This is a genomic window from Streptomyces sp. NBC_00083, from assembly GCF_026343295.1.
Taxonomy (GTDB): domain Bacteria; phylum Actinomycetota; class Actinomycetes; order Streptomycetales; family Streptomycetaceae; genus Streptomyces.
The window spans coordinates 1,325,464-1,350,325 of record NZ_JAPELY010000002.1 but is presented as its reverse complement, the minus strand read 5'-3'; the positions used below and the strand labels follow the sequence as shown (position 1 = coordinate 1,350,325).

At 73.9% G+C, this 24,862-nt stretch carries 18 protein-coding genes; 9 read left to right on the top strand and 9 right to left on the bottom strand.

Annotated features, from left to right (window positions below; genetic code table 11):
- Positions 1 to 163: 163 nt before the first annotated feature.
- Positions 164 to 466 carry a DUF397 domain-containing protein gene (locus OOJ98_RS22470; RefSeq protein ID WP_267056734.1) on the top strand — a complete coding sequence of 101 codons (303 nt, stop codon included), beginning with the start codon at positions 164 to 166 and terminating at the stop codon, positions 464 to 466.
- Positions 467 to 575: 109 nt separating this feature from the next.
- Here OOJ98_RS22470 and OOJ98_RS22465 read toward each other — a convergent pair whose 3' ends face one another.
- The 7 genes from OOJ98_RS22465 to eccB all read right to left on the bottom strand — a co-directional run bounded on the left by OOJ98_RS22465 (position 576) and on the right by eccB (position 7,913).
- Positions 576 to 878: a WXG100 family type VII secretion target gene (locus OOJ98_RS22465; protein ID WP_267056733.1), complete on the bottom strand. Its 303-nt coding sequence runs from the start codon at positions 876 to 878 to the stop codon at positions 576 to 578.
- A 79-nt stretch (positions 879 to 957) separates the two neighbouring features.
- Complete coding sequence (locus OOJ98_RS22460; protein ID WP_267056732.1) at positions 958 to 1,323, bottom strand: WXG100 family type VII secretion target; 366 nt, start codon at positions 1,321 to 1,323, stop codon at positions 958 to 960.
- Between the two features lie 67 nt (positions 1,324 to 1,390).
- Positions 1,391 to 2,635, bottom strand: a complete 1,245-nt coding sequence (locus tag OOJ98_RS22455; protein ID WP_267056731.1) for a S8 family serine peptidase — start codon at positions 2,633 to 2,635, stop codon at positions 1,391 to 1,393.
- 50 nt (positions 2,636 to 2,685) lie between these two features.
- Positions 2,686 to 4,383, bottom strand: coding sequence for a WXG100 family type VII secretion target (locus OOJ98_RS22450; RefSeq protein WP_267056730.1), 1,698 nt, complete (start codon positions 4,381 to 4,383; stop codon positions 2,686 to 2,688).
- 2 nt (positions 4,384 to 4,385) lie between these two features.
- Positions 4,386 to 4,814, bottom strand: a complete 429-nt coding sequence (locus tag OOJ98_RS22445) for a hypothetical protein (protein ID WP_267056729.1) — start codon at positions 4,812 to 4,814, stop codon at positions 4,386 to 4,388.
- Positions 4,815 to 5,118: 304 nt separating this feature from the next.
- A complete protein-coding gene (mycP, locus tag OOJ98_RS22440; protein ID WP_267056728.1) occupies positions 5,119 to 6,372 on the bottom strand; it encodes a type VII secretion-associated serine protease mycosin in 1,254 nt (417 codons plus the stop codon).
- A 14-nt stretch (positions 6,373 to 6,386) separates the two neighbouring features.
- Complete coding sequence (gene eccB, locus OOJ98_RS22435) at positions 6,387 to 7,913, bottom strand: type VII secretion protein EccB (RefSeq protein WP_267056727.1); 1,527 nt, start codon at positions 7,911 to 7,913, stop codon at positions 6,387 to 6,389.
- Positions 7,914 to 8,094: 181 nt separating this feature from the next.
- On the opposite strand from eccB, the gene eccE reads away from it, so the two are divergent.
- The 8 genes from eccE to OOJ98_RS22395 all read left to right on the top strand — a co-directional run bounded on the left by eccE (position 8,095) and on the right by OOJ98_RS22395 (position 20,125).
- The gene (gene eccE / locus OOJ98_RS22430) at positions 8,095 to 9,453 is read left to right on the top strand and encodes a type VII secretion protein EccE (RefSeq protein ID WP_267056726.1); all 1,359 of its coding nucleotides are present in this window, start codon (positions 8,095 to 8,097) and stop codon (positions 9,451 to 9,453) included.
- The gene (locus OOJ98_RS22425; RefSeq protein ID WP_267056725.1) at positions 9,453 to 10,187 is read left to right on the top strand and encodes a hypothetical protein; all 735 of its coding nucleotides are present in this window, start codon (positions 9,453 to 9,455) and stop codon (positions 10,185 to 10,187) included. The genes eccE and OOJ98_RS22425 overlap by 1 nt, the downstream gene beginning before the upstream one ends.
- Before the next feature lie 400 nt (positions 10,188 to 10,587).
- Positions 10,588 to 14,025 carry an SCO5717 family growth-regulating ATPase gene (locus OOJ98_RS22420; protein ID WP_267056724.1) on the top strand — a complete coding sequence of 1,146 codons (3,438 nt, stop codon included), beginning with the start codon at positions 10,588 to 10,590 and terminating at the stop codon, positions 14,023 to 14,025.
- Positions 14,026 to 14,242: 217 nt separating this feature from the next.
- Positions 14,243 to 16,093 carry an ABC transporter substrate-binding protein gene (locus tag OOJ98_RS22415; RefSeq protein ID WP_267056723.1) on the top strand — a complete coding sequence of 617 codons (1,851 nt, stop codon included), beginning with the start codon at positions 14,243 to 14,245 and terminating at the stop codon, positions 16,091 to 16,093.
- A 3-nt stretch (positions 16,094 to 16,096) separates the two neighbouring features.
- The gene (locus OOJ98_RS22410) at positions 16,097 to 17,164 is read left to right on the top strand and encodes an ABC transporter permease (protein ID WP_267056722.1); all 1,068 of its coding nucleotides are present in this window, start codon (positions 16,097 to 16,099) and stop codon (positions 17,162 to 17,164) included.
- 81 nt (positions 17,165 to 17,245) lie between these two features.
- On the top strand, positions 17,246 to 18,154 hold the full coding sequence (locus tag OOJ98_RS22405) for an ABC transporter permease (protein WP_267056721.1): 909 nt from the start codon (positions 17,246 to 17,248) through the stop codon (positions 18,152 to 18,154).
- Positions 18,151 to 19,119: an ABC transporter ATP-binding protein gene (locus OOJ98_RS22400; RefSeq protein WP_267056720.1), complete on the top strand. Its 969-nt coding sequence runs from the start codon at positions 18,151 to 18,153 to the stop codon at positions 19,117 to 19,119. Before OOJ98_RS22405 ends, OOJ98_RS22400 begins: the two co-directional genes overlap by 4 nt.
- 16 nt (positions 19,120 to 19,135) lie before the next feature.
- Positions 19,136 to 20,125 (top strand): ABC transporter ATP-binding protein, encoded by a 990-nt coding sequence (locus tag OOJ98_RS22395; protein WP_267056719.1) that lies wholly within the window; start codon positions 19,136 to 19,138, stop codon positions 20,123 to 20,125.
- A 65-nt stretch (positions 20,126 to 20,190) separates the two neighbouring features.
- Here the strand turns inward: OOJ98_RS22395 and OOJ98_RS22390 are convergent, their stop codons facing one another.
- Positions 20,191 to 21,150 (bottom strand): bifunctional riboflavin kinase/FAD synthetase, encoded by a 960-nt coding sequence (locus OOJ98_RS22390; protein ID WP_267056718.1) that lies wholly within the window; start codon positions 21,148 to 21,150, stop codon positions 20,191 to 20,193.
- Positions 21,151 to 21,194: 44 nt separating this feature from the next.
- Entirely contained in the window at positions 21,195 to 24,770 is a 3,576-nt protein-coding gene (locus tag OOJ98_RS22385; protein WP_267056717.1) for a serine protease, read from the bottom strand.
- Positions 24,771 to 24,862 lie beyond the last annotated feature (92 nt).

Here is a 24,862-nt window from a genome sequence, read left to right as displayed (position 1 = left end):
CCCGCGGCCGTCCCCGACCCCGGGGAGATGTGGGGCGGCGCCCCGCCACGAACCCGTTCTCGTGATTCTCACCGGCTCCCCATCCCCGCCGCGACCTGCCAAGTAGGCTGATCGGACGGCCGGTTGGCAGGTCGTCGCTACGTCTGGAAGGAATCGCTCCGTCATGGCTGAGGAACAGGACACGGAACTGCGGGAGCGCAAGGAGCGCGAGAAGAACGAGCTGTACGCGCTCGACATCTCGGGGGTCGAATGGCACAGCGCTCCGGGCACGTCCGAGGACGAGGAGCGGGTCGAGATCGCCTATCTGCCGGCCGGCGCCGTGGCGATGCGGTCCTCCGTGGACCCCGGCACGGTGCTGCGGTACACCGAGGCGGAGTGGCAGGCGTTCGTCCTGGGCGCGCGGGACGGGGAGTTCGACCTGGAGCCCTCCGTACGCAACGGGGGGCTGGAAGCGCCGGCGGAGTAGCGGGCCGGAACGCCTTACGGGCGGGCGTCTCCCGCGCGGTACGGGAACGCCGAACGGGGTGGGCGCCTCCCGCGCGCGCCCACCCCGTCCCGCCTGCCGCCCGGCTCCCCTACTGGAAGTGGCTGGCCGCCTTGCGGTCGCCGGCCTGGTAGGTCGGAGCCGCCTGGGTAACGGCGTCGGCGATCTGCTTCAGCGATGTCTGGACGGCGTGGGCCCTGATGTCCCAGTCCTTCTGCTTCGTCGCGAAGGCCTCGTGGGCCTCACCGTGCCAGTTCACGGCGGCCCTGCCGACAAGCGCTTTGATCTCGTCGAGGTCCTGCTGGAGCCGATGCGCCTGGAGCTTGATGGCGGAAGCCGCGTCGTTGAGGCTGCTGTACGTCACTCCGAGGACATCGCCGCTGTAATCGGGCATGGCTTCCCCTGTCTCTGTGGTGGATTGAGCTGGTGGTAACCGCGTGGCGTTCCGGGCCGTCGCGGGCCCGGCCCGCCTTCTAGTAGGTGCTGAGGCTCGAGCTCATCGCGGCCGTGGCGGTCGGGTCACCGGAGTAGCCCTCCACGACATCGACGCCCCTGAGGGCCTGGAAGACCTCGTGGTCGGTGTTGCCCTTGCCGGTGCGCGTCGCCTTCATCGCTTCCAGGAAGTCCAGCAGGTCTTTGCCGATCCCCACCATGTTGTTGTTGATGTCCGTCTGCTTGCCGTTGAAGGCACCGGCGCCGATGCCGTCCCAGGCGCCTTCGAGGCTGTCGATGACGCCTTGCAGCGTCTTGAGCTGCCCCTTCACCGACTCGAACTTCTGCACGATCTCGTTCTCGAGATGGATCATCTCGCTGTCTGTTACAAGCTGGTCCTTCGCCATGTGCGGCTTCCCTTCGATGGGTTGAGTGGCGCTGCTGCGCCGGCTGTGGCTAGTGGTCGTGGTGCGGCTACGCGTGCGGATGCGCGCTGCGCCGCCGGGTCCTGATCGCCGCGAACACGCCGGCGCCGATCGCGACGAGCCCGGCGGCGACTCCGCCGATGGCCCAGGGGGTGTTGCCGCCGCCCTGCTCCTTGCCCCCGGCGACGGGCCCGCGCGCCGGGGACGCGGGCGAACTCGGCACGGCGGGGGTGGCGGCGCTTCCCCCGTGCTCCAGCGAGACGGGGTCGACGCCGGCGGGACCGGGGTCGATGCCCGGCTTCTCCAGCACCAGGCGGGGCCGGATGAGGCCGTAGCCGAGGTACTTGCTGGGCTTGTCCTTGTCCCAGGACCGCCCGGCGGTGTCGATCATCGTCCGGAGCACCTGGTCGGCGGTCCAGGACGGGTGGGCGGACCAGATGAGGGCGGCGGAGGCGGAGGCGATGGCCGAGGCTTGGCTGGTGCCGCGACCGTCGCAGTAGCTCGTGAAGGTGGTGTCGCACCAGGCAGGCACGTTCTGTCCCGGGGACGCCAGGTCGATGTAGTCACCCGCCTGGGAGAAATGAGTGACGGTGCCGCTCTCGTCCGCCGCGCTGACGCCGACCACGCCTGGGTAGGCGGCAGGGAAGTCACGGTAGAAGTCATTGGTCGCCCCGTCATTACCGGTCGCCGCGAACAGCAGCTTTCCTTTGGACAGGGCGTACTTGACCGCATCCGCGTCCTCGGACCTTGAGCCGGCGCCACCGAAGGAGAGGTTGATGATCTTCGCATCCGAGTCCGCGGCGGCACGAATGGCCGCGGCTGCCGATTGCGTGAGCTTCTTCTCCGCTTCGTCCTTCCAGGAGTCATAGGCGATGCGAAAAGGAATGATCTTGGCATCGGGGGCGAGTCCCTTGAGGCCGCCTGCCTTCCCCGTCCCGGCGATCAACTCAGCCATGGTCGTTCCGTGCCCGTCGTAGTCCTTGGTCGCTCCGTACGAGGCCGCCTTCGGGGCTTCCCCGGTGAGCACCTGGCCCTTCAGGGAAGCAGTGTCCGGATTGACGCCCGAGTCCACGACGGCGACCTTGATGCCCTTGCCCGTGCTGACCTTCCACATGTCCGATGCATGCATGGCCGCGAGGTACCACTGTTTCGGCGCGACATCGTCGGCGAAGGCATGCGGTGCCAGGGCGCCCGCCACAACGGCCCACGCGCCGATCACCGCGACGACACGTCTCGGACCGATCGCCCTCGCGGTCGCGTCGTCCCGGCCCGCTCGGCGGATTCCTGACCTCATGCGTTCCTACGTCCTCGCCTGCGCTGGTGGATCACTGGTGGCACGAACCCCTACCGGCTCGGCAGGTCCCTTCCCTCGTCCTCGCCGAGGTGGCCGGGCGACAGTGCGGTCTCGTCTTCCTCGTCGTTCGAACCCTCATGCTCCCCTGTCCCTCTGACAAGCCCAGCGCCGCCCGTGGTGAACTCGCCGCGCTTTCCTCGCCTGTCGGCGGAGCGGCCCTTCGGAACGCCCACCACTCCGTCGGCATTGCCCTTGGCACGCCCGCCCGTTCGTGCCTGTCCGGCCGGGGCGGGCTCGGCGGCGCCAACTACACCCCGTCGACCCGGGCGGCCGACCGGCGCGGCCTCACCGGCGGCTCCCCTGGTACCGACCACCGTGGGCTTGGACGTCCGCGGTCCAGCGGAACCCGGCGCGCCAACGCTCGGTCGTCCGCCGACAATTCCGTTACTTCCACTACGTGCGGTTCCCGCGCGCGAGGGCGCCGCTCCCCCGGCACGGGGCGTCCCTCCCGAGACGCCGCGCCCCAGGGGGGACTGACCGACCGCCGAAGAAGGTCGGCCCCTGCCGCCTTCCGGCGCCGAGGACGCCACACGCCCACCGGGGTTCGTGGTGCTCGGCCCCGTGGCGCCTCGCGCCGTCACGTTGGCCGTGCCTTCTCGGGTCTCGGTCAGCGCGGATCCACGCCCGGCTGCGTAAGCCCGTACCGAACCGCCGGCCGTCGGCTTCGAGAAGACACCCCCAAAGGGTGGCTCCGTGATCAGGCCGGCATCGGTCGCGGTCACGGGCGAACCCTGCGCGGTGGTGGACTGGTTCGGGACCGTCGTAGGCAGAGGCACAACACTGTTGATCTCCGTTGCCACCGGCCTGTCGGGCAAACTTCCCGGACGAGTGTGATGCGCGGGTGCTCCCGGTGACTCAGCCCCGCCGGTGATCTCCGTTCGGGACGAGCCAGGGCCGGAGGAGCCCTCGACCGCATGGCGCGTCACCGCCTCATCCCCGGGCGCACGGCCGCTCCCGCCCCTGGAGGGACGCGGCTCGAACCCGTACCCGCTGGTCGGCTTCGGCACCCCCACCGCCGGCATCGGCTGAAATACAGGCGGCTGCTGCGCCGCCAGGGTCTGTTCCGAGACGGCGTAGAAGGACGACAGGCGGTTCATCTGGTTGATCGCCTCCTGGCGGTCCTCCTCCCCCCGCACCGCCGCCTCGTACTCCGCGTTCCCCGCCACCCTCTTCTCCGCCGGAAGCTCCGTCGCCTTCACCGGCTCGGCGCGGTGGTCGCGGGGCGGCATCGCCTGGCGGACGGAGGCGAGGCCCGTGCCTGCCGCGGTGATCTGGACTCCGGCCGTGCTCGCGAAGTCGCCCAGGGTGCGGGCGTGGCCCGCGAGCGCCTTGCCCCAGTCGCGGAAGGCGTTGCCTGCCTCGCCCTCCCAGGCGACGCGGGCGATGTCCTTGTCGAGGGCGCCGGCCGCTTCCTCGATCGCCTTGTGCGCGGCGAACAGCGAGTCCCCGGCGCCGGTCAGGTGCTCGGGGTTGGCGTTCTCCACCAGGTCGATCATGTCGTTGAGCCGGTGGCCCTCGAAGTCGGTCGTGCCGAAGAAGCGCGGCGCCGCGCCGAAGGGGAACACGCCGGCCATCGCCCGCGACGCCCCCGTGGTCAGGTCGGTGGCGCCCACCTGCCGGCTGACGCGCTCCTCCTCCGTCAGCGGCGGGGCCTGGGGCGCGGACGGCTGTGGCTTGTTGTCGGTCATCGCTACCACCCCGTCCCGGAGGTCTTGTCGTCGGAACGCTCCGGATCCGGATGCCCGGCCTTCGCGCGCTTCGCCGCGTCCGCGTCATAGTCGATCTTGGTTTGGATCGCCCAGAACCGCTGGCGCGTCTCCTCGTCCAGGTTGTCGAAGCCGACGTCCGCCCCGTGCACGGCGATTCCCATCGACTCGATCTGGAGGCCGAGGGACTTCGACAGCGAGGTCAGGTGTTCGTGGACCCGGTGGTACTGGGTGTAGAGGCCGTCCGCCTCGGGGAACGCCGCGCCCGCGGCGCTGAAGGACGCGCGGGGGATCTGCTGGGCCGCGAGCTGGGTGGCGCCGGCGTGGGAGCCCTCGAAGGTGCTGAGCACGGTGTCCACGCGGCCCTTGAAGCTCTTCAGCGCCTCCAGGCCGCGGCTGAGGTCAGCTGTCATGACCGCCGCCTTCGCCCGTACCGGCAGGACGCCGCCCCATGACCTTCCTCCCCGTTGCGCAATTCCCGCTCGCTACCGCGCGATCCGGCCGTACCGGAATGTGATCGTCACTCATCATCGACACCGCTTAACACACCGCAGTCACTCTAACCAACGCTCTCCCCTGGCCCAACAGGGATTTACCGGCCGCTCGTTGGGCCGGACGGCCGCGCGGCCGCCGCCCGGTCGGCTCCCCGGTTCGCTCGGTTTGCTCAGCGGACCCAAAGCTAGGAGGAGTTGACGTACCGCGCATGAGTACGGCTACTCAGTTCCCTTGCGCCACGCGGCGGCTCCTGCGTCTCGCGTCCCTGATCGCCACCGCGGCCCCGCTCAGGACCGCCGCCGCGACCGCCGCGCCCGTCGCCACGTACATGGCCAGGCGCCGGGTCCGCTCCTCGTCGGTCTCGCCGAGGTGGAGGGCGGCGGGGGTGGGGGCGCGGGCGGGGGTCACGCCCTCGTGGGCGACCGGGGCCTCCAGGGGGTGGTCGTCCTCGGTGAGGGCGCGGACCGGGTCGACGACGCCCCAGCCGACCAGGCGGTCGTGGCCGGCCACCGAGCGTTCCGCGGTCTGCTGGATCTGTGTGACGATCTCGCGCTGGGTCCACGTGGGGTGCTTGGCCTTGATGAGCGCCGCCACCCCTGCGACGTACGGGGCGGAGAAGCTCGTACCGCTGTCGGCGCAGTGGCCGCCGCCGGGCACCGTGGAGACCATGTCGACGCCGGGCGCGGCGACGCCCACGAACGCGCCGGACTGCGAGAAGGCGGCCCGTTCGTTGTTGCGGTCGGAGGCGGCGACCGCGAGGACGCCGGGGAAGGACGCCGGATACGTCTGCTTGACGTTGCCGCCGAGGCCGTCGTTGCCCGCGGAGGCGACGACCACGATCTGCTGCTTCAGGGCCTCGTCGATGGCCTGCCGGAGGGTGCCCACGGGGGCCACCGCGTTCGCCGTGTCCTGGGAGATGTTGATGACATTCGCGCCCGCGCCGATCGCGTAGCGGATGGCGGTGGCCAGGGTCTCCGCCGTGCCGTGGCCGTCGGCGTCGTTCTGCTGGATGGGGATGATGGTCGCGTCGGGGGCCAGCCCCACGAAGCCCGTGCCCCTGGCGGCGCGGGCGGCGATGATCCCGGCGACCTTCGTGCCGTGTCCGACGGTGTCGGTCGTGCCGTTCTCGGCGCCGCGCGGGAGCGGCCGGTTGTCGGGGTCCTTGAGGTCCTTGGACAGGAAGTTCTTGCCCTTGGAGGCGTCGACCGCCGCGGTCAGCTGGGGGTTCTTGGTGTCGACGCCGGTGTCGATGACGGCGACCCTGACACCCTTGCCGGTCGACTGGTGCCACAGCTCGTCGAGCAGCACGCGCTGGAGCGCCCAGGGGCGGCCCGCGTACGGCTTGGAGGGGAAGGTGCACTGGTCGCCGCCGCCGTCGGCGGGAGCGGCCGGGGCGGCGGCCGCGGCCGTCGGCCAGGCGAGCACGGTCAGGGCCGTCGCGGCGGACAGGGCGAGGGACTTGAGGACGTACGCCATGGTCGTGCCGCCCCTCAGGAGCCCTGGGGCTGGCGGGCCGCCCCGGTGGACAGGCGGGGGCCGGTGGGCAGGAACGTTGACCAGCTCATCGGGATGGGCGCCGGTTCGGACTTGGCGTAGCCGAGCCGGGTCTGGGCCTGCTGCGCCTCCTGGTCGAGCTGCTTGCGCTGGTCGGCGCTGAGGCCGGCGCCCGAGTCGCCGTCGGCGCTGTCGCTGTTGGACTGCATGGCGTAGCGCAGGCCCGTGTCCGTCACCAGGAAGACGCCGCCGGCCGTGGCCTGGGCGCCCTGGACCTGGCGGAAGAGCTGGCCGGAGCCGGGCGTCACGTAGGCGCTGCTGGAGCCGGTGGGCAGCGGCGCGGGGAAGTCGGTGCCCGCCCAGGTGCTCATGGTGGTGGCGCCGTTGTCCTTGTTGACGTCGCGCAGCACGTTGCAGAGGGTGTTGCGGCTGCCGCTCGCGGTGCCCGCGTCGTTGACGGCGACCGGTGCCCGGCTCGGCCAGTTCTCGTGGGCCCCGAACTCGGTGGGTTCCGGGGTGAACTGGGAGGCGTTGGTCTCCGTGGCCCGGCCGGTCTTCATGAGGCTGCCGAGGGCCCGGCTGTTGAGGAGCAGCTTGGCCGTGAAGTCGGAGACCGGCGCGACCTTGCCCTGCTGGACGAGGTAGTACTGGCTGCCGGCGCCGTTGGGTGCGCGCAGCACCATGCCGATCTTGTTGGCTTCGGGGGCCAGGGTGCCGGGGACGCCCGCGGGGTCGCCGATCTTTCCCTCGACCGTGGGGAACGTGATGGGGTCGCCCGAACGGAGCGTCTCCAGCCACTCCTTGGAGACGCGCTCGGGCTGCCGGCCGGAGCCGACCAGGGCGCGCAGCAGGAGTTCGTCGGAGCCGACCGGGTACTTGGTGCCCTGCGCGTCCACGACGTAACGGGTCTTGTCCTCGGCCCCCGTGACGTACATCAGCTCGCCGCCGGTGAGGCGTTCGGAGCCGTCGGTGCGTTTCATGTCGCGGTCGGCGAAGACGAACGCGGCCTTCTGGATGGCGCGTCCGCCGTCGCCGGGACGTTCGCACACCGCCCAGCGCTTGGCGGATCCCGCCTCGTCCGGGGAGGGCAGCCGGTCGGGGGCGTAGGGGATGCCGAGGGTGGCGCCGTGCGGCAGGGAGCCCTTGTCGAGTACGGACTCGTCGACCTTGACGACCTCGCCCTTGTCGGGGTCGAGCAGGAGCTTCGCGGAGGCCATGTTGAGGACGGGGTGCAGTTCCTTCTTGCCGTCGGTGGTCAGCACCACGTACCGGGTGGTGGACTTGCTCGCGATGATCACCTTTTCGCCGGGGGTGTCCCAGCCGGGCGGCGCGGTGGGTTTGAACATCCCCCACGCGCCGAACGCGGCGAGCAGCACCACGGCCACGATGGTGCCCGGCAGCACGGCCCGCAGCGGACGCGGAGCCCCCTCTTCCGAGCCCGTCGGCGAGGGCTGGATGAATGACGCGAGCGTACGACGCTTCGCGAAGGTGTACGCGTTGAGCTCGTCCCGCCGTGATGCCATGAGTGTCCGCGTTCTCCATTGTCCCCGTGCGGAGCAGCGGGAGCGCGTCCCCCGCCCTGCGTTGTCAGACCGGCGACCTACTATGCCTGTTACGTGATCGTACGCCCGGGGCGGGTAGGGTGAGCGGGTCCTCAAGGGCCCCACTGGCCAAGGGCTTTCGAGGGGTTCGGGGGGTTCAAGGATGGTTTCGCCGACAGGGACTCGGTCGCGCTCGCGGGAGCGCTCCGGTGCACCGAGCGGCACGGGCCCGCGCCCCGCGGGGCGTTCGGAGCCGTCGCCCGCGGTGGTGCGGCAGCCGCCCCCCGTGGCCGCGAAACCGGCGGTGCCCCGCCTCGCATCCCGTTCCGGACGCTTTGGTTCGTTTCGTCTGCAACAACTGATCCTGATCGAATCGGCCGTCGCGCTGCTGCTCGCGGCGTGGGTCGCGGGGCCGCTCGCGCTGGTGCCCGCGGGCGTCGTCGCGGTGGCCCTGGTGCTGCTCGCGGTGGTCCGGCTCCGGGGCCGTTCGCTGCCCGAACGGCTGGGCACCGCCTGGGCGCTGCGTCGGCGGCGCTCCGCGGGCGACGCTCCGGTGCCGCCGGGCACCCTGCCGGGGCTCGCGCCGGCGGTGGAGTGCGATCCGACGCTGCGCTCCTACAGCCACGGCGACCGGGACCAGCGGCCGATCGGGATGATCGGCGACGGCGGGTTCCTGACCGTGGTCCTCCAGGTCGAGTCGGACGCGACGGCGCTGCGGGCCGACCGCGGCCAACGCCCGCTCCCGCTGGCGCTGGTGCGCGACGCGCTCGACGTGGACGACATCCGTCTCGAGTCGGCGCAGATCGTGCTGCACACGCAGCCGGCGCCCGCGCTGCGGCTTCCGCAGCAGTCGCTGGCGGTCTCCAACTACGCGCCGCTGCACGCCCGGACCGCGTCACCGGCGGTCCGCATCACCTGGATCGCCCTAAAGCTCAACCCGGAGCTGTGTCCGGAGGCGGTGGCCGCGCGGGGCGGCGGCATCGGGGGCGCGCAGAAGTGCGCCGCGCGTACGGCGCTCCACCTGGCGAGCCGGCTGACCGGCGCGGGTCTGCACACCACGGTGCTGACCGAGGAGGAGCTCGCGGACGCGGTGGCCACGTCGGCGTGCGCCAATCCGCTGGTCACGGCGCAGGCGGGCCGCGCCGAGGCTCCCCAGCGGCGGACCGAGGAGTCGAGCCGCTCCTGGCGCTGCGACAACCGCCGGCACACCACGTACTGGGTGCGGCGCTGGCCGAGGATCGACGCGGCGTCCGGGACGGGCGGGCTGCCGCAGTTGGTGGCCCTCCTGACGGGCGTTCCCGCGCTCGCGACCACCTTCAGTCTCACCATCGCGCGCACGAGCGCCCGGGAGGCCACCCTCAGCGGCCATGTCCGGGTCACCGGCCGCAGCGAGGCCGAACTCGCGGCGGCCCGGCAGGCGTTGACGCGCACCGCGCGCGAGGCGAGGGCCGGGCTCGTGCCGCTGGACAACGAGCAGCTCCCCGGCATGCTCGCCACCCTGCCGTTCGGAGGCGCCCGCTGATGGCCATCACGACATCGGGTGCGGGCCCGCGCGCGGGGGCCCGCACCGGTTTCGGCCTCATCGGCCCGCGCCACCGCCGGCACGCCCTGCCCCTGGAGCAGTTGGACGCGCTGGCGCTGCCCATCGGCGACGACGGCGTGGTCGTCGGCGTGGACACCGAGGGCAGGCCCGCGGTGCTCGGCGTGAGCAGACCGACCGCGTACGACATCGTGTTCGTCGGCGGCCTGTGGACCGCGCAGGTGCTCGCGCTGCGCGCCGCGGCGACCGGGATACGGGTCGCGGTCGAGACCGGCCGTCCCCAGGCCTGGGCGCAGCTGGTCCACGCGATCGCCAGCCAGAGCGGCATGACGGTGCACGACGTGGGCCGGGTGCCCCCGCTCGGCGCGTCGGCGGGCGAGCCGGTGCTGGTGGTGCGGGACTGCGGCATGCGTCCGCCGCGCGGGCGCGTGGTGTCGGCGCCCTGGCAGGCGGTGCTCACCCTCCTCCCCTATGTGAGTCCAGTCGCACCCCGGCTGATCCGTCAGGCGCGGCTCGTCGGTGTGCAGCGGGTCTCGCCGGACGAGGCCGGGCAGCTGAGCCGCATCATGAACCTGCCGCGCACGGAGCAGGAGACGCTGTCGACGCTCGCGGACGGCGTCACCCTGTGGTGCAACGACCGCGACCGCTCCTTCACCATGACGCAGGCCACCGACACCGAGACCGGATTGTTGGGGAACGCCCGACGGGTCGACTGACGCGGGGCGCGGCGCGGGAGTTGACCCGTTCCGACCCTTTCGTCCCCCACCCTCCGCCCCCGCCCGGTCACTTCGGCGTGGCCCGTGGGGCGGGGGTGACGAAGGGGACAGTCACTGGGGGCGGCCGGGCCTGCCGTGGCGGTATTGACGACGATTAGGGTGGGACGGACCGGGGGCAGGGACCTCATGGCGCGTGCGCGTCGTCCGTACGGTTCCGAACGGTTCCGTTCGTCCGAGGATGTTCGGTACGTCCGAGGACGGGGCGGTGGGCGGGGCGGTCGTCCGCGTACGATTCCGCGCCCGTCGCACGGGTGCACCGCGGGCAGCCCCACCCCCCGCCCGCACATGCCCATGGGACCTCACGACCTACACCCGGTCACAGGCGAACGAAAGGAAACCGGTGAACAGCGACCAGGACCAGTTCCGCACCGGCGGGAACGCGCGCGACGAGAATCGGTCCGACGCCGATCCCGAGACCACGGGTGAGTTCACCATCGACTACACCCCGCCCGCCTGGTACACCCAGGGCGCGCAGGACACCCCGCCGCCGCCGGCTCCGGCTCCGGCTCCGGCTCCCGATGAGCGGGCCGGCGCGCCGGGCGCCCCGCTCCCGCCGCCCTCCGGGGCGCCTCTGGATGTGCCGGGGCTTCCGCAGTCCGGCGGTTTCCAGCCGAGCTGGAGTCCGACTCCGCCGCCGCCCGCCTTCCCCGGGCCGGTGCAGCCGGGGCCCGTCCGCCCCGCGTCGCCGCCTCCGGCCGCGCCCTCCGCCGACGCCCACCGTCCCGCGGACGAGCCCTTCGGCGGCGGGGACATCGAGAGCGGCGCCACGATGCGCTTCTCCCCCACCGCCCTGAAGCGCGAGTTCGCGCAGCTCGAAGCAATCGCGGCGGCGCGCGGCGAGTCCACCGCGGCGGCCAGTGCTGACGCCGCGTCAGCATCCGCTTCCGGCCACCCGGCAGTGCCCGAGCCCCCCTCGACCCCGCCCCAGGGCTCCGGTCCGGCGGGCGCTTCCGGCGACTCGGCCACGCCCCCGCAGGCGGCGCCCCCGGCGAACGGACCGGACACCTCGGGCACCCCGAGCCCCGCGGACCCGGCCGCCCCGGCGGCCTCCACGGGCGCGACCGGCTCCCCCGATGCCGACGCCCGCGAGGCGACCGGTCCGGCCGGCCCCGACGCCCCGCTCGACACCTCCGCCGACGCTGCCGCCGACGCCTTCTTCGCCGGGCGCTTCGACGGTACGACCGCGCCGTCCGCCGACGCCGATGAGGCCGCCGGGACGACGGCGACCCCCGAGGCGGCAGTGGAAGCGGAGGCCGGAGCGCCGGGCGCCGAGTCGGAGACCGGCCCCGGCCGGGACACCCCGCCGTCCGACGGCACGTCCGCTCCCCTGGACACCCCGGCCCCCTCCGACTTCGCCACCGCCGACGCCCCCTCCTCCGACCCCGCCGACGGCTCCGCCGCGGACGCCGGGACCCCGGGCCCCGCCCCGGCCGCCCCCGCGCCGCTCGCGGACGCCACGGCGGCACCGCAGGACACCCCGCCCGCACCGCGGGACGCCGCGCCCGTCGCCGACGCGGTGTCGGCCGCGGACAGCGCCGCCCCCGCCGCCACCTCCCCCTCGGACGCGGCACCCATCGCCGACGCCGTGCCCGTCTCCGACGCCGAGCCGGTCGCGGACGCCGTACCGGCGGACGCCACCGCGCCCGAGCCCCAGGACGCGCGGCCCGCACCGGCCGACCAGCCGTGGGCCGCGAACCCCCAGGCCCAGCCGGGCCTTCCGCCGCTGCCGCCCGCGTTCCAGTCCGCCGCGCCCGCCCCCGCGCCCCAGTGGCCGGTCCAGGCGCAGCCGCAGCCCGCACCGAGCGTCCCGGACCAGGGAGCCCCGGCGCCGGCGTGGCCGCAGCAGCCGAACGGCTACGGCTTCCCTCAGCAGGGCGGCGCGTACCCGCCGGGCGCCCCCAACCCCCAGACGCCACAGGGCGGTTACGGCTTCCCGCACCCCAACGCGGCTCCGCCGGCCGGCCCCCACCCCGCCGCCCCGCAGGGCGGTTACGGCTTTCCCCAGCAGGCGGCGGCTCCGGACGCGCCGGCCCCGCAGGGCGGTTACGGCTTCCCGCACCAGGGGGCGGCCCCCGGCCCGTCGGCGGACCCGCGCTTCCCCGCGCCGGCCCCCGGCCCCGACTCCCCCGCCGGACAAGGCGGTTACGGATTCCCCCAGCCGGGCCAGGGCGGCCAGGGCGAGGGCGTACCGCCGCACGCCCAGCCGGCCCAGGCGGCTCAGCCCGTCGATCCCCGAGCCGGGACGGCGTGGCCGTCGCCGGTGACGCACGACCAGCGTGAGCGGTCGATGCCCGGCGCCCCGCTCGGGTACACGGCCGCCGTCGAGCTCTCCTCCGACCGGCTGCTGCGCAACAACAAGCCGAAGCCGAAGAGCAGTCGCGGTCCGGCGGCCGGCGCCTCGCGCTTCAAGTTCGGCGCCAAGAAGGAGGAGGCGGAGCGGCAGCACAAGCTCGGCCTCATCCGCACGCCGGTGCTCTCCTGCTACCGGATCGCGGTGATCTCCCTCAAGGGCGGCGTCGGCAAGACCACCACGACGACCGCGCTCGGCGCGACGCTGGCCACCGAACGGCAGGACAAGATCCTGGCGATCGACGCCAACCCGGACGCCGGCACGCTCGGCCGCCGGGTGCGCCGCGAGACCGGCGCCACCATCCGCGACCTCGTCCAGGCGATCCCGTACCTCAACTCGTACATGGACATCCGGCGCTTCACCTCGCAGGCGCCGTCGGGCCTGGAGATCATCGCCAACGACGTCGACCCCGCGGTGTCCACGACGTTCAACGACGAGGACTACCGGCGCGCCATAGACGTCCTGGGCAAGCAGTACCCGATCATCCTCACCGACTCGGGTACGGGTCTGCTCTACTCCGCGATGCGGGGCGTGCTCGACCTCGCCGACCAGTTGATCATCATCTCGACGCCCTCCGTGGACGGTGCGTCCAGCGCCTCCACGACGCTCGACTGGCTCTCGGCGCACGGCTACGCCGACCTCGTGCAGCGCTCGCTCACCGTCATCTCCGGGGTCCGCGAGACCGGCAAGATGATCAAGGTGGACGACATCGTGCAGCACTTCCAGATGCGCTGCCGCGGTGTGGTCGTGGTGCCGTTCGACGAGCACCTCGCGGCCGGCGCCGAGGTGGACCTCGACATGATGCGTCCCAAGACCCGGGAGGCGTACTTCAACCTCTCGGCGCTCGTGGCGGAGGACTTCATCCGGGCCCAGCAGCAGCAGGGGCTGTGGACCGGCGACGGCAACAACCAGCCCCCGCGCCTCGCCCCGCCGATGCCGGGTCAGCAGGGCGCCCCGGGCCAGCCGTACCCGGACCAGCCGTACCCCGGCCAGCCGCAGGCCCAGCCGCACCCGGGTTCGCCCTATCCCGCGCAGGGCCGGCCGCAGCCGGGTCAGCCCTTCCCGAACCAGGGCCAGCCGCAGCCGGGTCAGCCGTACGGGGCGCAGCCCGGTCAGCCGTTCCCGAACCAGGGCCAGTTCCAGCCGGGTCAGCCGGGTCAGCCGGGTCAGCCGGGTGCACAGCAGCCGATGCCCGGCGCACCCGGGCAGCCCTACCCCGGACAGCCGTACGCGGCTCAGCCCGGACAGCCGGCCCAGCCCCACCCCGGCGCCCCGCTGCCGCCGCCCGGATGGCAGCAGCCGGGGCCGCCCGCGAGCGAGGGCGGCCCCGGTGCCCCCGAGCCGCAGGGCTCCGTGCCCCCGCCGGGATGGCCGGGGCAGGACGGCGGCGGCCACGCTCCGCAGCCGCCGTCAGCGCCTCAGCAGTAGGGCGTCACAGGACTGGACCAATGAGGGCCCGCACCGTGCGAACGGTGCGGGCCCTTTCGGTGTTTCCGCAGACCAAATGGCCTCTTCACCGCCCGCCACGCGTCGTTGACACGTCTAGACCACCCTGGTAAACCTTCGCCCACGCCCGCCGCCGCCTGCGATCCGCCTGCGATCAACCCTGCTTTCCCGTGCGAGTGATGACGCGAGGTCACCGTCCATGGCAAGAAGAACCCCGTCGCGCGGGACCCGCCGTCCGCCGCGCCCCCGCAGTCTCCCGGCCGCCGCCCTCACGGCCGTCCTCGCGCTGACGGCGGCGGCCCTCCTTCCCGCCCAGGGATCGGCGGCCGACGCCGCCGGGGGCGGGCGGAAGGTGCTCACGGTCGCGGTCTCGCAGAGCGTCGACTCGCTGAGCCCGTTCCTCGCCCAGCGGGTCATCAGCACCAGCGTGCACCGGCTGATGTACCCGTTCCTGACCGACTACGACCCGAAGGACGGCCACGCCGTCGCGGGCCTCGCCACCGCCTGGAAGGTCTCACCGTCCAAGCTCACCTGGACGTACACCATCCGGGGGGACTCGCGGTGGTCGGACGGGCAGCCGGTCACCGCGCGGGACGCCGCCTGGACGTTCACCAAGATGATGAGCGACCGGAGCGCGGCGACCGCCTCCGGCAGCTTCGTCGCCAACTTCGACAAGGTGACCGCACCCGACCCGACGACGCTCGTCATCGCGCTCAAGCGGCCCCAGGCGACGATGACGGCGCTCGACGTGCCGATCGTGCCGGAGCACGTGTGGCGCGAGGTCGGTGATTTCGCCACGTTCAACAACGACCGGCACTTCCCCGTCGTCGGCGACGGCCCGTTCGTGCTGAGCGACTACAAGGCCGACCGGTACATCAAGCTCAAGCCGAACAAGAGCTTCTGGCGGGGCGCGCCCAAGTTCGACGAGCTGGACTTCACGTACTACAAGGACAACGACGCGGCGGTCGCGGCGCTCCGCAAGGGCGAGGTGTCGTTCGTCTCCAACTTGACTCCCGCACAGGCGAGTTCACTGAAGTCGGCACCGCACATCAAGGTCAACGACGCACCCGGCAGGCGCTTCCTCGCCCTCGCGACCAACCCGGGCGCGCGCTCACGGGACGGCAGGACGTTCGGCGACGGCAGTCCGGCGCTGCTCGACGTGCGGGTGCGCCGGGCGCTGTTCGCGGCCATCGACCGCGGCATGCTCGTCGACAAGGTGTTCCAGGGGCGCGCCGTCGAGGGGCAGGGCTACATCCCGCCCCGGTTCGCCGACTACTTCTGGACACCGTCCGCCGCGCAGCGGACCTCCTACGATCCAGCAAAAGCGGCCGCGCTGCTCGACGAGGCGGGGTACCGCGCGGGTGCCGACGGGGTGCGGCACGGCAGGGACGGCAGGCCGCTCGCGCTCCGGCTGCTCTGTCACGCCGTCGACCCCAACGACAAGGCCATCAGCAAGTACCTCCAGGAATGGTGGGGCAAGCTCGGCGTCAGCCTGACGGTGGACTGCGTCGACAACGTCAGCGACCCGTGGGCGGCCGGCGAGTACGACCTCGCCCTCGACGGCTACTCGGTCAGCCCCGACCCGGACTACGTGCTGTCCATCCACACCTGCGCCGCGCTGCCCGCGACCCCGAAGGTGAGCGGCCGTACGGACGACTTCGTGTGCGACCGGCGGTTCGACGAGCTGTACGCGGAGCAGTTGGCCGAGTACGACACCGCCAAGCGGGCGGACCTGGTCAAGGAGATGGAGTCGCGGCTGTACGACACCGGGTACATCAACGTCATGGCGTACCCGAACGCGGTCGAGGCGTACCGCACCGACCAGATCGCGTCGATCACGACGATGCCCGAGGCCGCGGGCAACCTCTACGGGCAGGACGGCTACTGGAGCTGGTGGTCGGCGGTGCCCGGGGCGGGCGCGGGCGCCGAGCCGCACGGCGGGGCCTCGGCGGGGCTCGTCCTCGGCATCGTCGCGGGCGCCGTCGCACTGGCCGGGCTCGGCTCGTTCCTGGTGCTGCGCCGCCGCGCCGGCGCCGACGACCGGGAGTAGCCGATGACCACCGCGAGTCCGGCCGAGACCCCCGCCGCGGTCGTCGAGGCGCGCACCGGTCCCCGGGGCCGCCGTTTCGCCGCCGCGGGCCCGCTGGTCGCGTATCTGCGGTACGTGGGCGGCAGGCTGGCGGGGGCGGTGGTCTCGCTGTTCGCCGTCCTCGTGACGAGTTTCTTCCTGTTCCGGATCATCCCCGGCGATCCGGTCCGCACCATGACCCACGGCCGTCAGGTCTCCGCCGAGCAACTGGCCGCGCTCAGAAGCCAGTTCGGGCTCGATCTGCCGCTGTGGCAGCAGTTCACGCAGTACTGCGGCCGGGCCCTCACGGGAGATCTCGGCACCTCCTACCAGTTCCACGCCCCGGTCGGCTCGCTCATCGCGGAGAAGCTTCCGGCGACGCTGCTCCTGACGGGGACGGCCGTCGTCCTGTATTCGGCGCTCGGCATCTGGCTCGGCACCCGCTCGGCGTGGCGCAGCGGCGGCCTCGGCGACCGGTTCCACACGGGGCTCGCGCTGACGCTGTGGTCGGTGCCGTCGTTCTGGCTCGGGCTGCTGCTCATCATCACGTTCTCGGTGGGCGCGGGCCCGGTGCCGGGGCTGTTTCCGACCGGGGGCATGGAGTCCGGCGACACCAGCGGCTTCGGGTACGTCCTGGACGTCGCGCACCACATGGTGCTCCCGGTGTTCACCCTGGTCGCGGTGCAGTACGCGCAGACCCTGCTCGTCATGCGCTCCTCGCTCCTGGACGAGATGGGCGGCGACTATCTGACGACGGCCCGCGCGAAGGGGCTGCGCGACGACGTGGTGCGCCGCCACCACGCGGTGCCGAACGCGCTGCTGCCCACGGTCACGATGCTGTTCATCAACCTGGGCCATGTCGCGGCGGGTTCGATCCTGGTGGAGACGGTGTTCTCCTGGCCGGGTCTCGGCAGCCTCTTCTACCAGGCGCTGAGCGTGCCCGATCTGCCGCTGGTGCAGGGCCTGTTCATGGTGTTCGCGGGCGCGATGATCGTGATGAACCTCCTGGCCGACCTGATCTATCCGCTGCTCGATCCGAGGGTGGGCCGATGACGATCGATTCGAGGGTGGGCCGATGACGAGGACCCCGTACGGGCTGTCGTACGCGCCGCCGTACACACCGGAGGCGGCCCGGTGACCGCGACCGCCGCGCCCGGCACGGCCGGCTCACTCGCCTGGGCGCGCCGCCGTGATTCCCTGGCCCGTTTCTGGCGCGCCTACCGGACGCACCGGGCCGGCCTGTGGGGCCTGGCGGGCCTCACCGTCATCGCCCTGGTCGCGCTGACCGCGCCGCTGACCGTCGGCGACGACATCCAGAGCGTGACCACCGCGCCGGGCTCCGCCCTGGAGTCGCCGAGCCTCCGGTTCCCGCTCGGCACCGACCAGTTCGGGCGTTCGCTGCTCGGCCTGCTGGTCTGGGGCGCCCGGGTCTCGCTCGCGGTGGGGCTGCTCGCGGCGGCCCTGAGCGTGGCGATCGGGACCCTGGTCGGGATCCTCGCCGGGCACTACGGCGGCTGGCTCGCCACGGTGCTGATGCGGGTCACCGACTGGTTCCTCGTGATGCCGACGCTGGTGCTCGCGATCGTGCTGGCCACCGTCATGTCGCACAGCCTCTGGACGGTGGTCGTGGCGATCGGCGTGACGTCCTGGCCGACGACGGCCCGGCTCGTGCGGGCGCAGACCATCGCGGTCGAGTCGCGCCCGTACATCGAACGGGCCCGTGCGCTCGGCGGCGGCCACCGGCACATCATGAGCCGCCACGTCCTGCCGAACGTGATGCCGCTGGTCCTCGCGCAGACCACGCTCGGCATCTCCAACGCCATCCTCACCGAGGCCACCCTCGCCTTCCTGGGGCTCGGCGATCCGACGGTGGTGTCGTGGGGCGGGATGCTCCAGGACGCCCGTGAGGCGGGCGCGGTCTCCTCGGGGCACTGGTGGTACCTGGCGCCGCCCGGCATCGCGATCGCCCTGGTGGCACTGTCGTTCACGCTCTGCGGCCGGGCCGTCGAGGCCGTCCTCAACCCGAAGCTGGGCGTCCGGTGAGCCTCCTCGAGATCAGGGATCTGCACGTCACGTACGCGAGCGGCGCGGCGGCCGTGCGCGGGGTCGACCTGACGATCGAGCCCGGACGCAAGCTCGGCATCGCGGGCGAGTCGGGCTGCGGCAAGTCGACCCTGGCGATGGCGCTGCTGCGGCTGCTCCCCGCGTCGGCACGGCTGACGGGGTCGGTGCTGCTGGACGGCGAGGACGTCCTGACCATGCGGTGGGGGCGGCTGCGGGCGGTGCGCTGGGCGGGCGCGTCCATCGTGTTCCAGGGGGCGATGCACTCGCTCAACGCCGTGCACCGCGTCGGCGACCAGATCGCCGAGCCGATCGTGCTGCACGGCCTCGCGTCGCCGGGCGAGGCCCGTGAGCGCGCCGCCGGGCTGCTCGAACAGGTGGGCCTTCCGGCCGCCCGCGCGAGCGCCCATCCGCACGAGCTGTCCGGCGGTCAGCGCCAGCGCGTGATGATCGCGATGGCGCTGGCGTGCGCCCCGGACCTGATCGTCGCGGACGAGCCGACGACGGCGCTCGACGTGATGATCCAGGCGCAGATCCTGCGGCTGATCGAGCGGCTCGTGGCGGAGCAGGGCATCAGCCTGCTGATGATCAGTCACGATCTGGCGGTCCTCGCCGACACCTGCGACCGGCTCGCGGTGATGTACGCGGGCCGTGTCGTCGAGGAGGGTCCGGCGCGGCAGGTGTACGCGGCGGCCCGGCACCCTTACGGCCGGGCGCTGTCCGCGGCGTTCCCCCGCATCGGCGACCCCGGCTCGCGGCGCGCGCCCCGCGGCCTGCCCGGCGATCCGCCCGACCCGTCCGCGCTGCCGCCGGGCTGCGCCTTCCACCCGCGCTGCCCGGTCTCGATCGGCGTCTGCGCCTCGGACGACCAGGTGCTGCGCGCCGCGGGCCGGGACCACCGGGCCGCCTGTGTCCACGCCGGTTCCCTCGCGCAGGGCCCCGCATGATGTCGAGGAGCACCGCATGACCACCACGACGGGCCCGCTGCTCAGCGCGGCCGGGCTGCACGTCGCCTTCCCCGGGCGGCGCGGCGCCGCCCCGGCCCGCGCGGTCGACGGGGTCGAACTCACCGTCGGGAAGGGCGAGATCGTGGCCCTGGTCGGCGAGTCGGGGTGCGGCAAGACGACGCTCGCGCGGACCCTGCTCGGCCTGGTCGCCCCGACCGCGGGCGGCGTGAGCTTCGACGGCAGCCCGCTCGACCACCGTCCGCGCGCCCTCAAGGCGTACCGCAGGCGGGTCCAGCTGGTCCTCCAGGACCCGAGCGGCTCGCTCAACCCCCGGCACACGGTGTACGACGCGGTCGCCGAGGGCCTGCGCATCCACGGCTCCCCGGACGTCGAGCGGGAGGTGGTGGCCGAGGCGCTGGCGCGGGCGGGGCTGCGTCCCGCGGAGCGGTTCTTCCTGCGCTACCCGCACGAACTGTCGGGCGGCCAGCGCCAGCGGGTGGTGATCGCGGGCGCGCTCGTCCTGTCCCCCGAACTCCTCGTCGCGGACGAGCCGGTGGCCTCGCTCGACGCGTCGGTGCGCGGCGAGATCCTGGCCCTGCTGCTGCGCCTGCGCGACGAGTTGGGCCTGTCGGCGCTGGTCGTGACCCACGACCTCGGCCTCGCCTGGAACATCGCCGACCGGGTGGCGGTGATGTACTTGGGCCGCATCGTGGAGACGGGGCCGGTGGAGCAGGTCCTGACGAACCCTCAACACCCTTACACGCAGGCCCTGTTGTCGGTCCTGCCGGAATCCGCCGGAGACCCGGTGGTCCTGACGGGCGAGGCCCCCGACCCGTCCCGCATCCCCGACGGCTGCCGCTTCCACGCCCGCTGCCCGGTCCTGGCCTCGGGCGAGGCCGACCGCGCGGGCGTGGCGGAACGCTGCCGCACGGCGGACCTGCCGGTCCTGGCGGGCGGCACGGCCCGGGTGGCCTGCCACTGGGCGACAACGCGCAGGCGCGGCTGAGCGCCTCGCGCGCGCCGGCTTCACCGGGTTTCTCGGCGGGGCCCCGCGAGGCGCGGCCGCGCCGCTCAGCCCCGCTCGGCCTCGTAGGCCTCGATCAGCTCCGTGGAGCGCTTCACGTCGTTGCCGATCGCTTCGAGGAGGTCCTCGATGGAGTCGAACTTCGCCATGCCGCGTACGTAGGCGAGGAAGTCGACGGCTACGTGCAGGCCGTACAGGTCGAGGCCGACGCGGTCGATGGCGTACGCCTCCACCGTGCGGTCGGTGCCTTCGAACTGGGGGTTGGTGCCGACCGAGATCGCGGCGGGCATGCGCTCGCCGGCCGCGGTGAGCCAGCCCGCGTAGACGCCGTCGGCGGGGATCGCGGTGTGCGGCAGGGTCTCCACGTTGGCCGTGGGGTAGCCGAGTTCGCGGCCTCGCTGGGCGCCGCGCACGACGACGCCCTCGACGCGGTGCGGGCGGCCGAGGATCTCGGCGGCGCCCTCGATGTCGCCCTCGGTGACCAGGCGGCGGGTCAGGGTGGAGGAGAACGGCTCGCCGCCGCCCGCCTCGCCGCGCACGCGCAGGTCGATGACCTCGACCTCGTAGTCGTAGGTGCGGCCGAGGTCGGCGAGGACCTCGACGTTGCCCGCGGCCTTGTGGCCGAAACGGAAGTTGGGGCCTTCGACGACGAGCCTGGCGTGCAGCTTGTCGACGAGGACCTTCACCACGAAGTCGGCGGCGGAGAGCTTCGAGAACTCGGCCGTGAAGGGGAGGATGAGGATCGCGTCGACGCCGAGCTCCGCCATCAGCTCCGCGCGCCGGTGGTGCGGGGCGAGCAGCGGCGGGTGGCTGCCGGGGCGCACGACCTCGCTGGGGTGCGGGTCGAAGGTGACGACGACGGCCGGGACGCCCAGTTCGCGGGCGCGCTCGACGGCCCGCCCGATGATCAGCTGGTGTCCGCGGTGCACCCCGTCGTAGGAGCCGATGGTGACGACGCTGCGTCCCCAGTCCTGGGGGATGTCCTCCAAGCCACGCCAGCGCTGCACTGTGACCGCTCCTCGAACCCGTGTACGTCGTTGACCCTTACGCGTTATGCAGGTCTAAGACTGCCATGCCCGGCGCTCCGGGAACGCATCGGCATGGGAGTGCCCAGCGACTCCACGGTGCGGCGGGCGCCGGGACCGACCACCGCGGCCCATTCGTGCGGAGCCTGGCAGAGCCATCCGGCGACCTGCGCGGCGAAGCCGGGCACCTCCTCGCACAGCTCGACCAGGCGCCGGTCGAAGCACCCCGCGCCCTCGGGCGTACGGGCGAAGAGGAGCCCGGTGCGGTGCACGAGGTCGCGGGTGCGGGCCTCGGCCCGCTGTGCGCAGCCGTGTGCGGCCGCGGCGAGCAGGGCGTCCACGACGGCCAGGTCCCGCGGGGCGTGGCGCTCGAACGCGAGCAGCACGTCGAGGAGCTCGGCGCGCAGCGCGCGCGACGCCCGGGTGCCGGGCGCGGCGAGGACGGGGGCGAGCGCACACCGCACCTCGGGGTGGCCGCTGCCGCGGAGGAGGCTGGTCACCATCGGGAAGAGCACCGCGCGCGCCGCGGGGCCGTAGGCGAGGCGCCGCTCCACGAAGGCCGCGACGTGTCCGGCCGCCTCCGGGTGGTGTTCCGCGTGCTCCTGGACGAGGGCGGCGGCGCGGCGGGCCGGCGCCGGGGTGTTGATCTCGGCGAGCGCCGCGAGGACGTCGGCGGTGCCGGCGCCCGCCGTGCGCAGCCGCGCCCGGAAGGCGGCGAGGACGGGCTCCGGGTGGGTGGTGAGGGCGGTGGCGAGGGCCGCGGCGGTGGGCGCGGGGTCGTCCGCGGCGTACCGGGCGAGCGCCCGGTCGAGGTGGCGCTCGCGGGTGCGCGGATCGCGGATCAGGAGGTCGAGCGCCGCGCCGTGCAGGGGCGCGTCCTCGCGGCGGGCGAGGAGGGCGAGGGCGGCGTAGCGCAGCAGGTCGCGGTCGGCGCCGGTGCGCACGCGCGGGGCGACGCGGGGCCCGTGGGCGGCGGCCGCGGCGCGCCGCTCGGGCCGCTCGTCGTGGGCCCAGCGGTCCACCGCGCGGCAGAGCGCCGACGGTTCGTCCTCGGCGAGCTGCGCCAGGAGCTCCTCGGCGCGGGCGTGTTCGGTGGCCACGAGCGCTTCGGTGAGGTCGTCGACGGCGAGGGTGCGGCGCGCGTACAGGAGGGCCTGGGCGGCCCGTGCGACGGTGGGCCGCACCGGCGCGCCGTGCGGCACGGGCAGGGGCCGTTCGTCGGTGAACCAGCGGCACAGCAGCGGCTGTACGCCGGTGGGGTCGGCGGCGAGCCGCCCGTCGACGGCGTCGAGGTAGCGCTCCCAGCCGGGTGCGGCGCCGGGCACCCCGTCGGCGGGGACCAGGCGGCGCAGCAGGTCGAACCTGTCGGCCTCGCCGAGCCGCAGCCGCAGCCAGAACCAGGGCCCGAACTCCTTGAACGGGCCCAGACCCGCGGGCCCGCCCTCGCGTACCGAGCGGCGGCTGACGCGGTCCGCGAGCAGCCGCAGCACCTCCTGGTAGGGCCGTACGTCGGGAACGCGCAGCAGGGCCCCGGTGAGCAGGCGCACCGCCCACCACTGGGCGTCCGCGACGCGGTCGCGCTCGGCGCCCGCCGCCGGTGTCCGGTCGAGCACCTCCACCAACTGCTTCAGCTTCAGGGCGAGTTGGGTGGGGCCCTGTTCGCGCGCGAGCAGGAGCAGGGCTTCGAGGACGGGGCCGATGCGGTGCCGGGGCACCGGCAGGGAGCGGGCGGCGGGGGCCGGTCCCGATCCCGGCGGGGGCGGCACATGGCCCGCCGGGACGGCGCTGACGGCGGGGCGCGAGGGGAGCCGCACCACGGTCTCGGGCTCGCTCCCGTCGTACCAGCGGTGGACCAGGGCGTACAGCGCGGCGTCGAGGTCGAGGTGGGCCGCCTGCACCCAGTCGGCGAACTCCTCGTGGGCGAAGCGGTAGCCGGCGCCGGCCGGCACGAGCAGCCCCTCGGTGAGCACCGCGGACGCCGACCCCGTACGCCACGGGAAGGTCTCCTCGAACGACTCCCGGTCGAGTTCGCCCTGGCCGGGGCCGAGGCAGCGGCGGGCCGCCTCGTGGACCTGGCCGGCCACGCGGGCGGCGAGGCGGCGCACCGCGGTGCCGCGCACCGGCGGGCGGGCGGAGGCGGCGACGCGTACCGCGATCCGCAGGCACATCAGGTCCAGGTGGGCGGCGAAGACCTCGTCGCGGTCGGGCCTGCCCGCGACGTCGCCGGGGAGCGCGGCGCGCACCTCGGCGAGGAGCCGCAGCGTCAGGGGGTGCCGGGCGTCGCGCTCGGCGAGGGCGCCGTCCGGGACGCCGTGGCGCTCGCGGGCCGTCTCCGCTTCCCCGGGGCCGAGGTCGCCGATCCGGACGGCGTCCGGCAGGCGGGGCTGCGGGGCCGCGTGCAGGACGCCCCGCGGGTAGAGCGCGCCGGCCTGTTCCCAGTGCTCGGGCCGGCAGGCGACGACCATGCGCGCTCCTGCCGCGCCGAGCCATTCGACGCTCGCGGCGGTCCACGCGTCGAGCCGGTGGGCGAGGACCGGCGGCATCTCCTCCGGCCCGTCGAGCAGGACGAGCAGCGGCCGCCCGGCGTCGAGGGCGAGCCGCGCCACCAGGTCGGGGGTGGCCGCTCCCCCGTCGGGCGCGGTGGGGGCGGCGACGATCCGCGCAGCCTGGTGCAGGGCGCGGGCGACGGCGTCGGCCACGGAGGTGTCGTCGGCGCGCAGGTCGGCGCCGCGCAGCCACAGCGTGGGCGCGGGCTCCGCGCCGCGTGCCCGGCGGGCGGCGAGCGCGGCCAGTTCGGTGGTGCGGCCGGTCCCGGGGTCGCCGACGAGGCCGAGCACCAGGGCCTCGCCCGCGGCGAAGGCCGTGAACTCCCGTACCGTGTCCGTCCGTTCCACCGGCTCCTGCCACACGCCGGGGCCGCCGGCGGATCCCACGGAGGTGGCGGTGAGCTGGAGGGCTCCCGCCAGGTTCAGGTCGGCGCCGTAGGCGGGCACGGTGGCGGCGTTGCGCCGCAGCAGTGCGGCGAGGGGCCCGTGCGCGGCGCGCAGCGGCACCGCGAAGCCGGAGGCGGGGTGGGCGGCGTGCAGCGCGGTCCCCACCACCCCGAGGACGGCTCCGGTGACCGGGTCGACGACGGGGCCCCCGCTGGCTTCGCCGCCGAGCCGCATGGCCTCGCTGCCCGCGGTGCCGATCGCCAACTCCAGCACGCCGCCCAGGAGATGGAAGCGGTCGGTGGCGGTGTAGGTGACGGCGGACGTGCCGAGGACGCGCGCCTCGCGCCAGCCGTGCGCGGCGACCCGCACATAGGTGCCCGCGCCGGTCCCGGCGCGCGAGGAGATGGGCAGGGGGCGCACGCCGAGCCCGTCGGTGCGGACCAGGGCGACGCCCGCGTCGGGCAGTGGGGTGAGGTCGGCGGCCTCGGCGAGCCAGGTCCGCTCGCCGGGCGCGTGGAGCACGACGCGGCTCAGCCCGTCGACGGCTTCGTGGCTGGTGACGACGGTCCCCCGGTCGTCGGCGACGAACCCCGTCCCCCTGGTGCGCCCGGCCAGATCACAGATCCGTACCAGCGTCTCCCGGTCCTCTCCCCCAGCCCCGCGTCCCATGTCCGAAACGGTAGTTCTGGGGTGATCCGCCCGAGAAGGACGCGAGGGAAACGCGCCCCCCTGTGCTCCCGTGGTTCACTCCGAGCGCCCGC

Excerpts from the sequence above, each read along its gene's own strand:
- OOJ98_RS22450 (WP_267056730.1), bottom strand. The coding sequence starts at position 4,383 with ATGACCGACAACAAGCCACAGCCGTCCGCGCCCCAGGCCCCGCCGCTG.
- mycP (WP_267056728.1), bottom strand. The coding sequence starts at position 6,372 with ATGGCGTACGTCCTCAAGTCCCTCGCCCTGTCCGCCGCGACGGCCCTG.
- OOJ98_RS22465 (WP_267056733.1), bottom strand. The coding sequence starts at position 878 with ATGCCCGATTACAGCGGCGATGTCCTCGGAGTGACGTACAGCAGCCTC.
- OOJ98_RS22455 (WP_267056731.1), bottom strand. The coding sequence starts at position 2,635 with ATGAGGTCAGGAATCCGCCGAGCGGGCCGGGACGACGCGACCGCGAGG.
- OOJ98_RS22460 (WP_267056732.1), bottom strand. The coding sequence starts at position 1,323 with ATGGCGAAGGACCAGCTTGTAACAGACAGCGAGATGATCCATCTCGAG.
- OOJ98_RS22445 (WP_267056729.1), bottom strand. The coding sequence starts at position 4,814 with ATGACAGCTGACCTCAGCCGCGGCCTGGAGGCGCTGAAGAGCTTCAAG.
- eccE (WP_267056726.1), top strand. The coding sequence starts at position 8,095 with ATGGTTTCGCCGACAGGGACTCGGTCGCGCTCGCGGGAGCGCTCCGGT.
- OOJ98_RS22395 (WP_267056719.1), top strand. The coding sequence starts at position 19,136 with ATGACCACCACGACGGGCCCGCTGCTCAGCGCGGCCGGGCTGCACGTC.
- OOJ98_RS22410 (WP_267056722.1), top strand. The coding sequence starts at position 16,097 with ATGACCACCGCGAGTCCGGCCGAGACCCCCGCCGCGGTCGTCGAGGCG.
- eccB (WP_267056727.1), bottom strand. The coding sequence starts at position 7,913 with ATGGCATCACGGCGGGACGAGCTCAACGCGTACACCTTCGCGAAGCGT.
- OOJ98_RS22385 (WP_267056717.1), bottom strand. The coding sequence starts at position 24,770 with ATGGGACGCGGGGCTGGGGGAGAGGACCGGGAGACGCTGGTACGGATC.
- OOJ98_RS22470 (WP_267056734.1), top strand. The coding sequence starts at position 164 with ATGGCTGAGGAACAGGACACGGAACTGCGGGAGCGCAAGGAGCGCGAG.
- OOJ98_RS22425 (WP_267056725.1), top strand. The coding sequence starts at position 9,453 with ATGGCCATCACGACATCGGGTGCGGGCCCGCGCGCGGGGGCCCGCACC.
- OOJ98_RS22415 (WP_267056723.1), top strand. The coding sequence starts at position 14,243 with ATGGCAAGAAGAACCCCGTCGCGCGGGACCCGCCGTCCGCCGCGCCCC.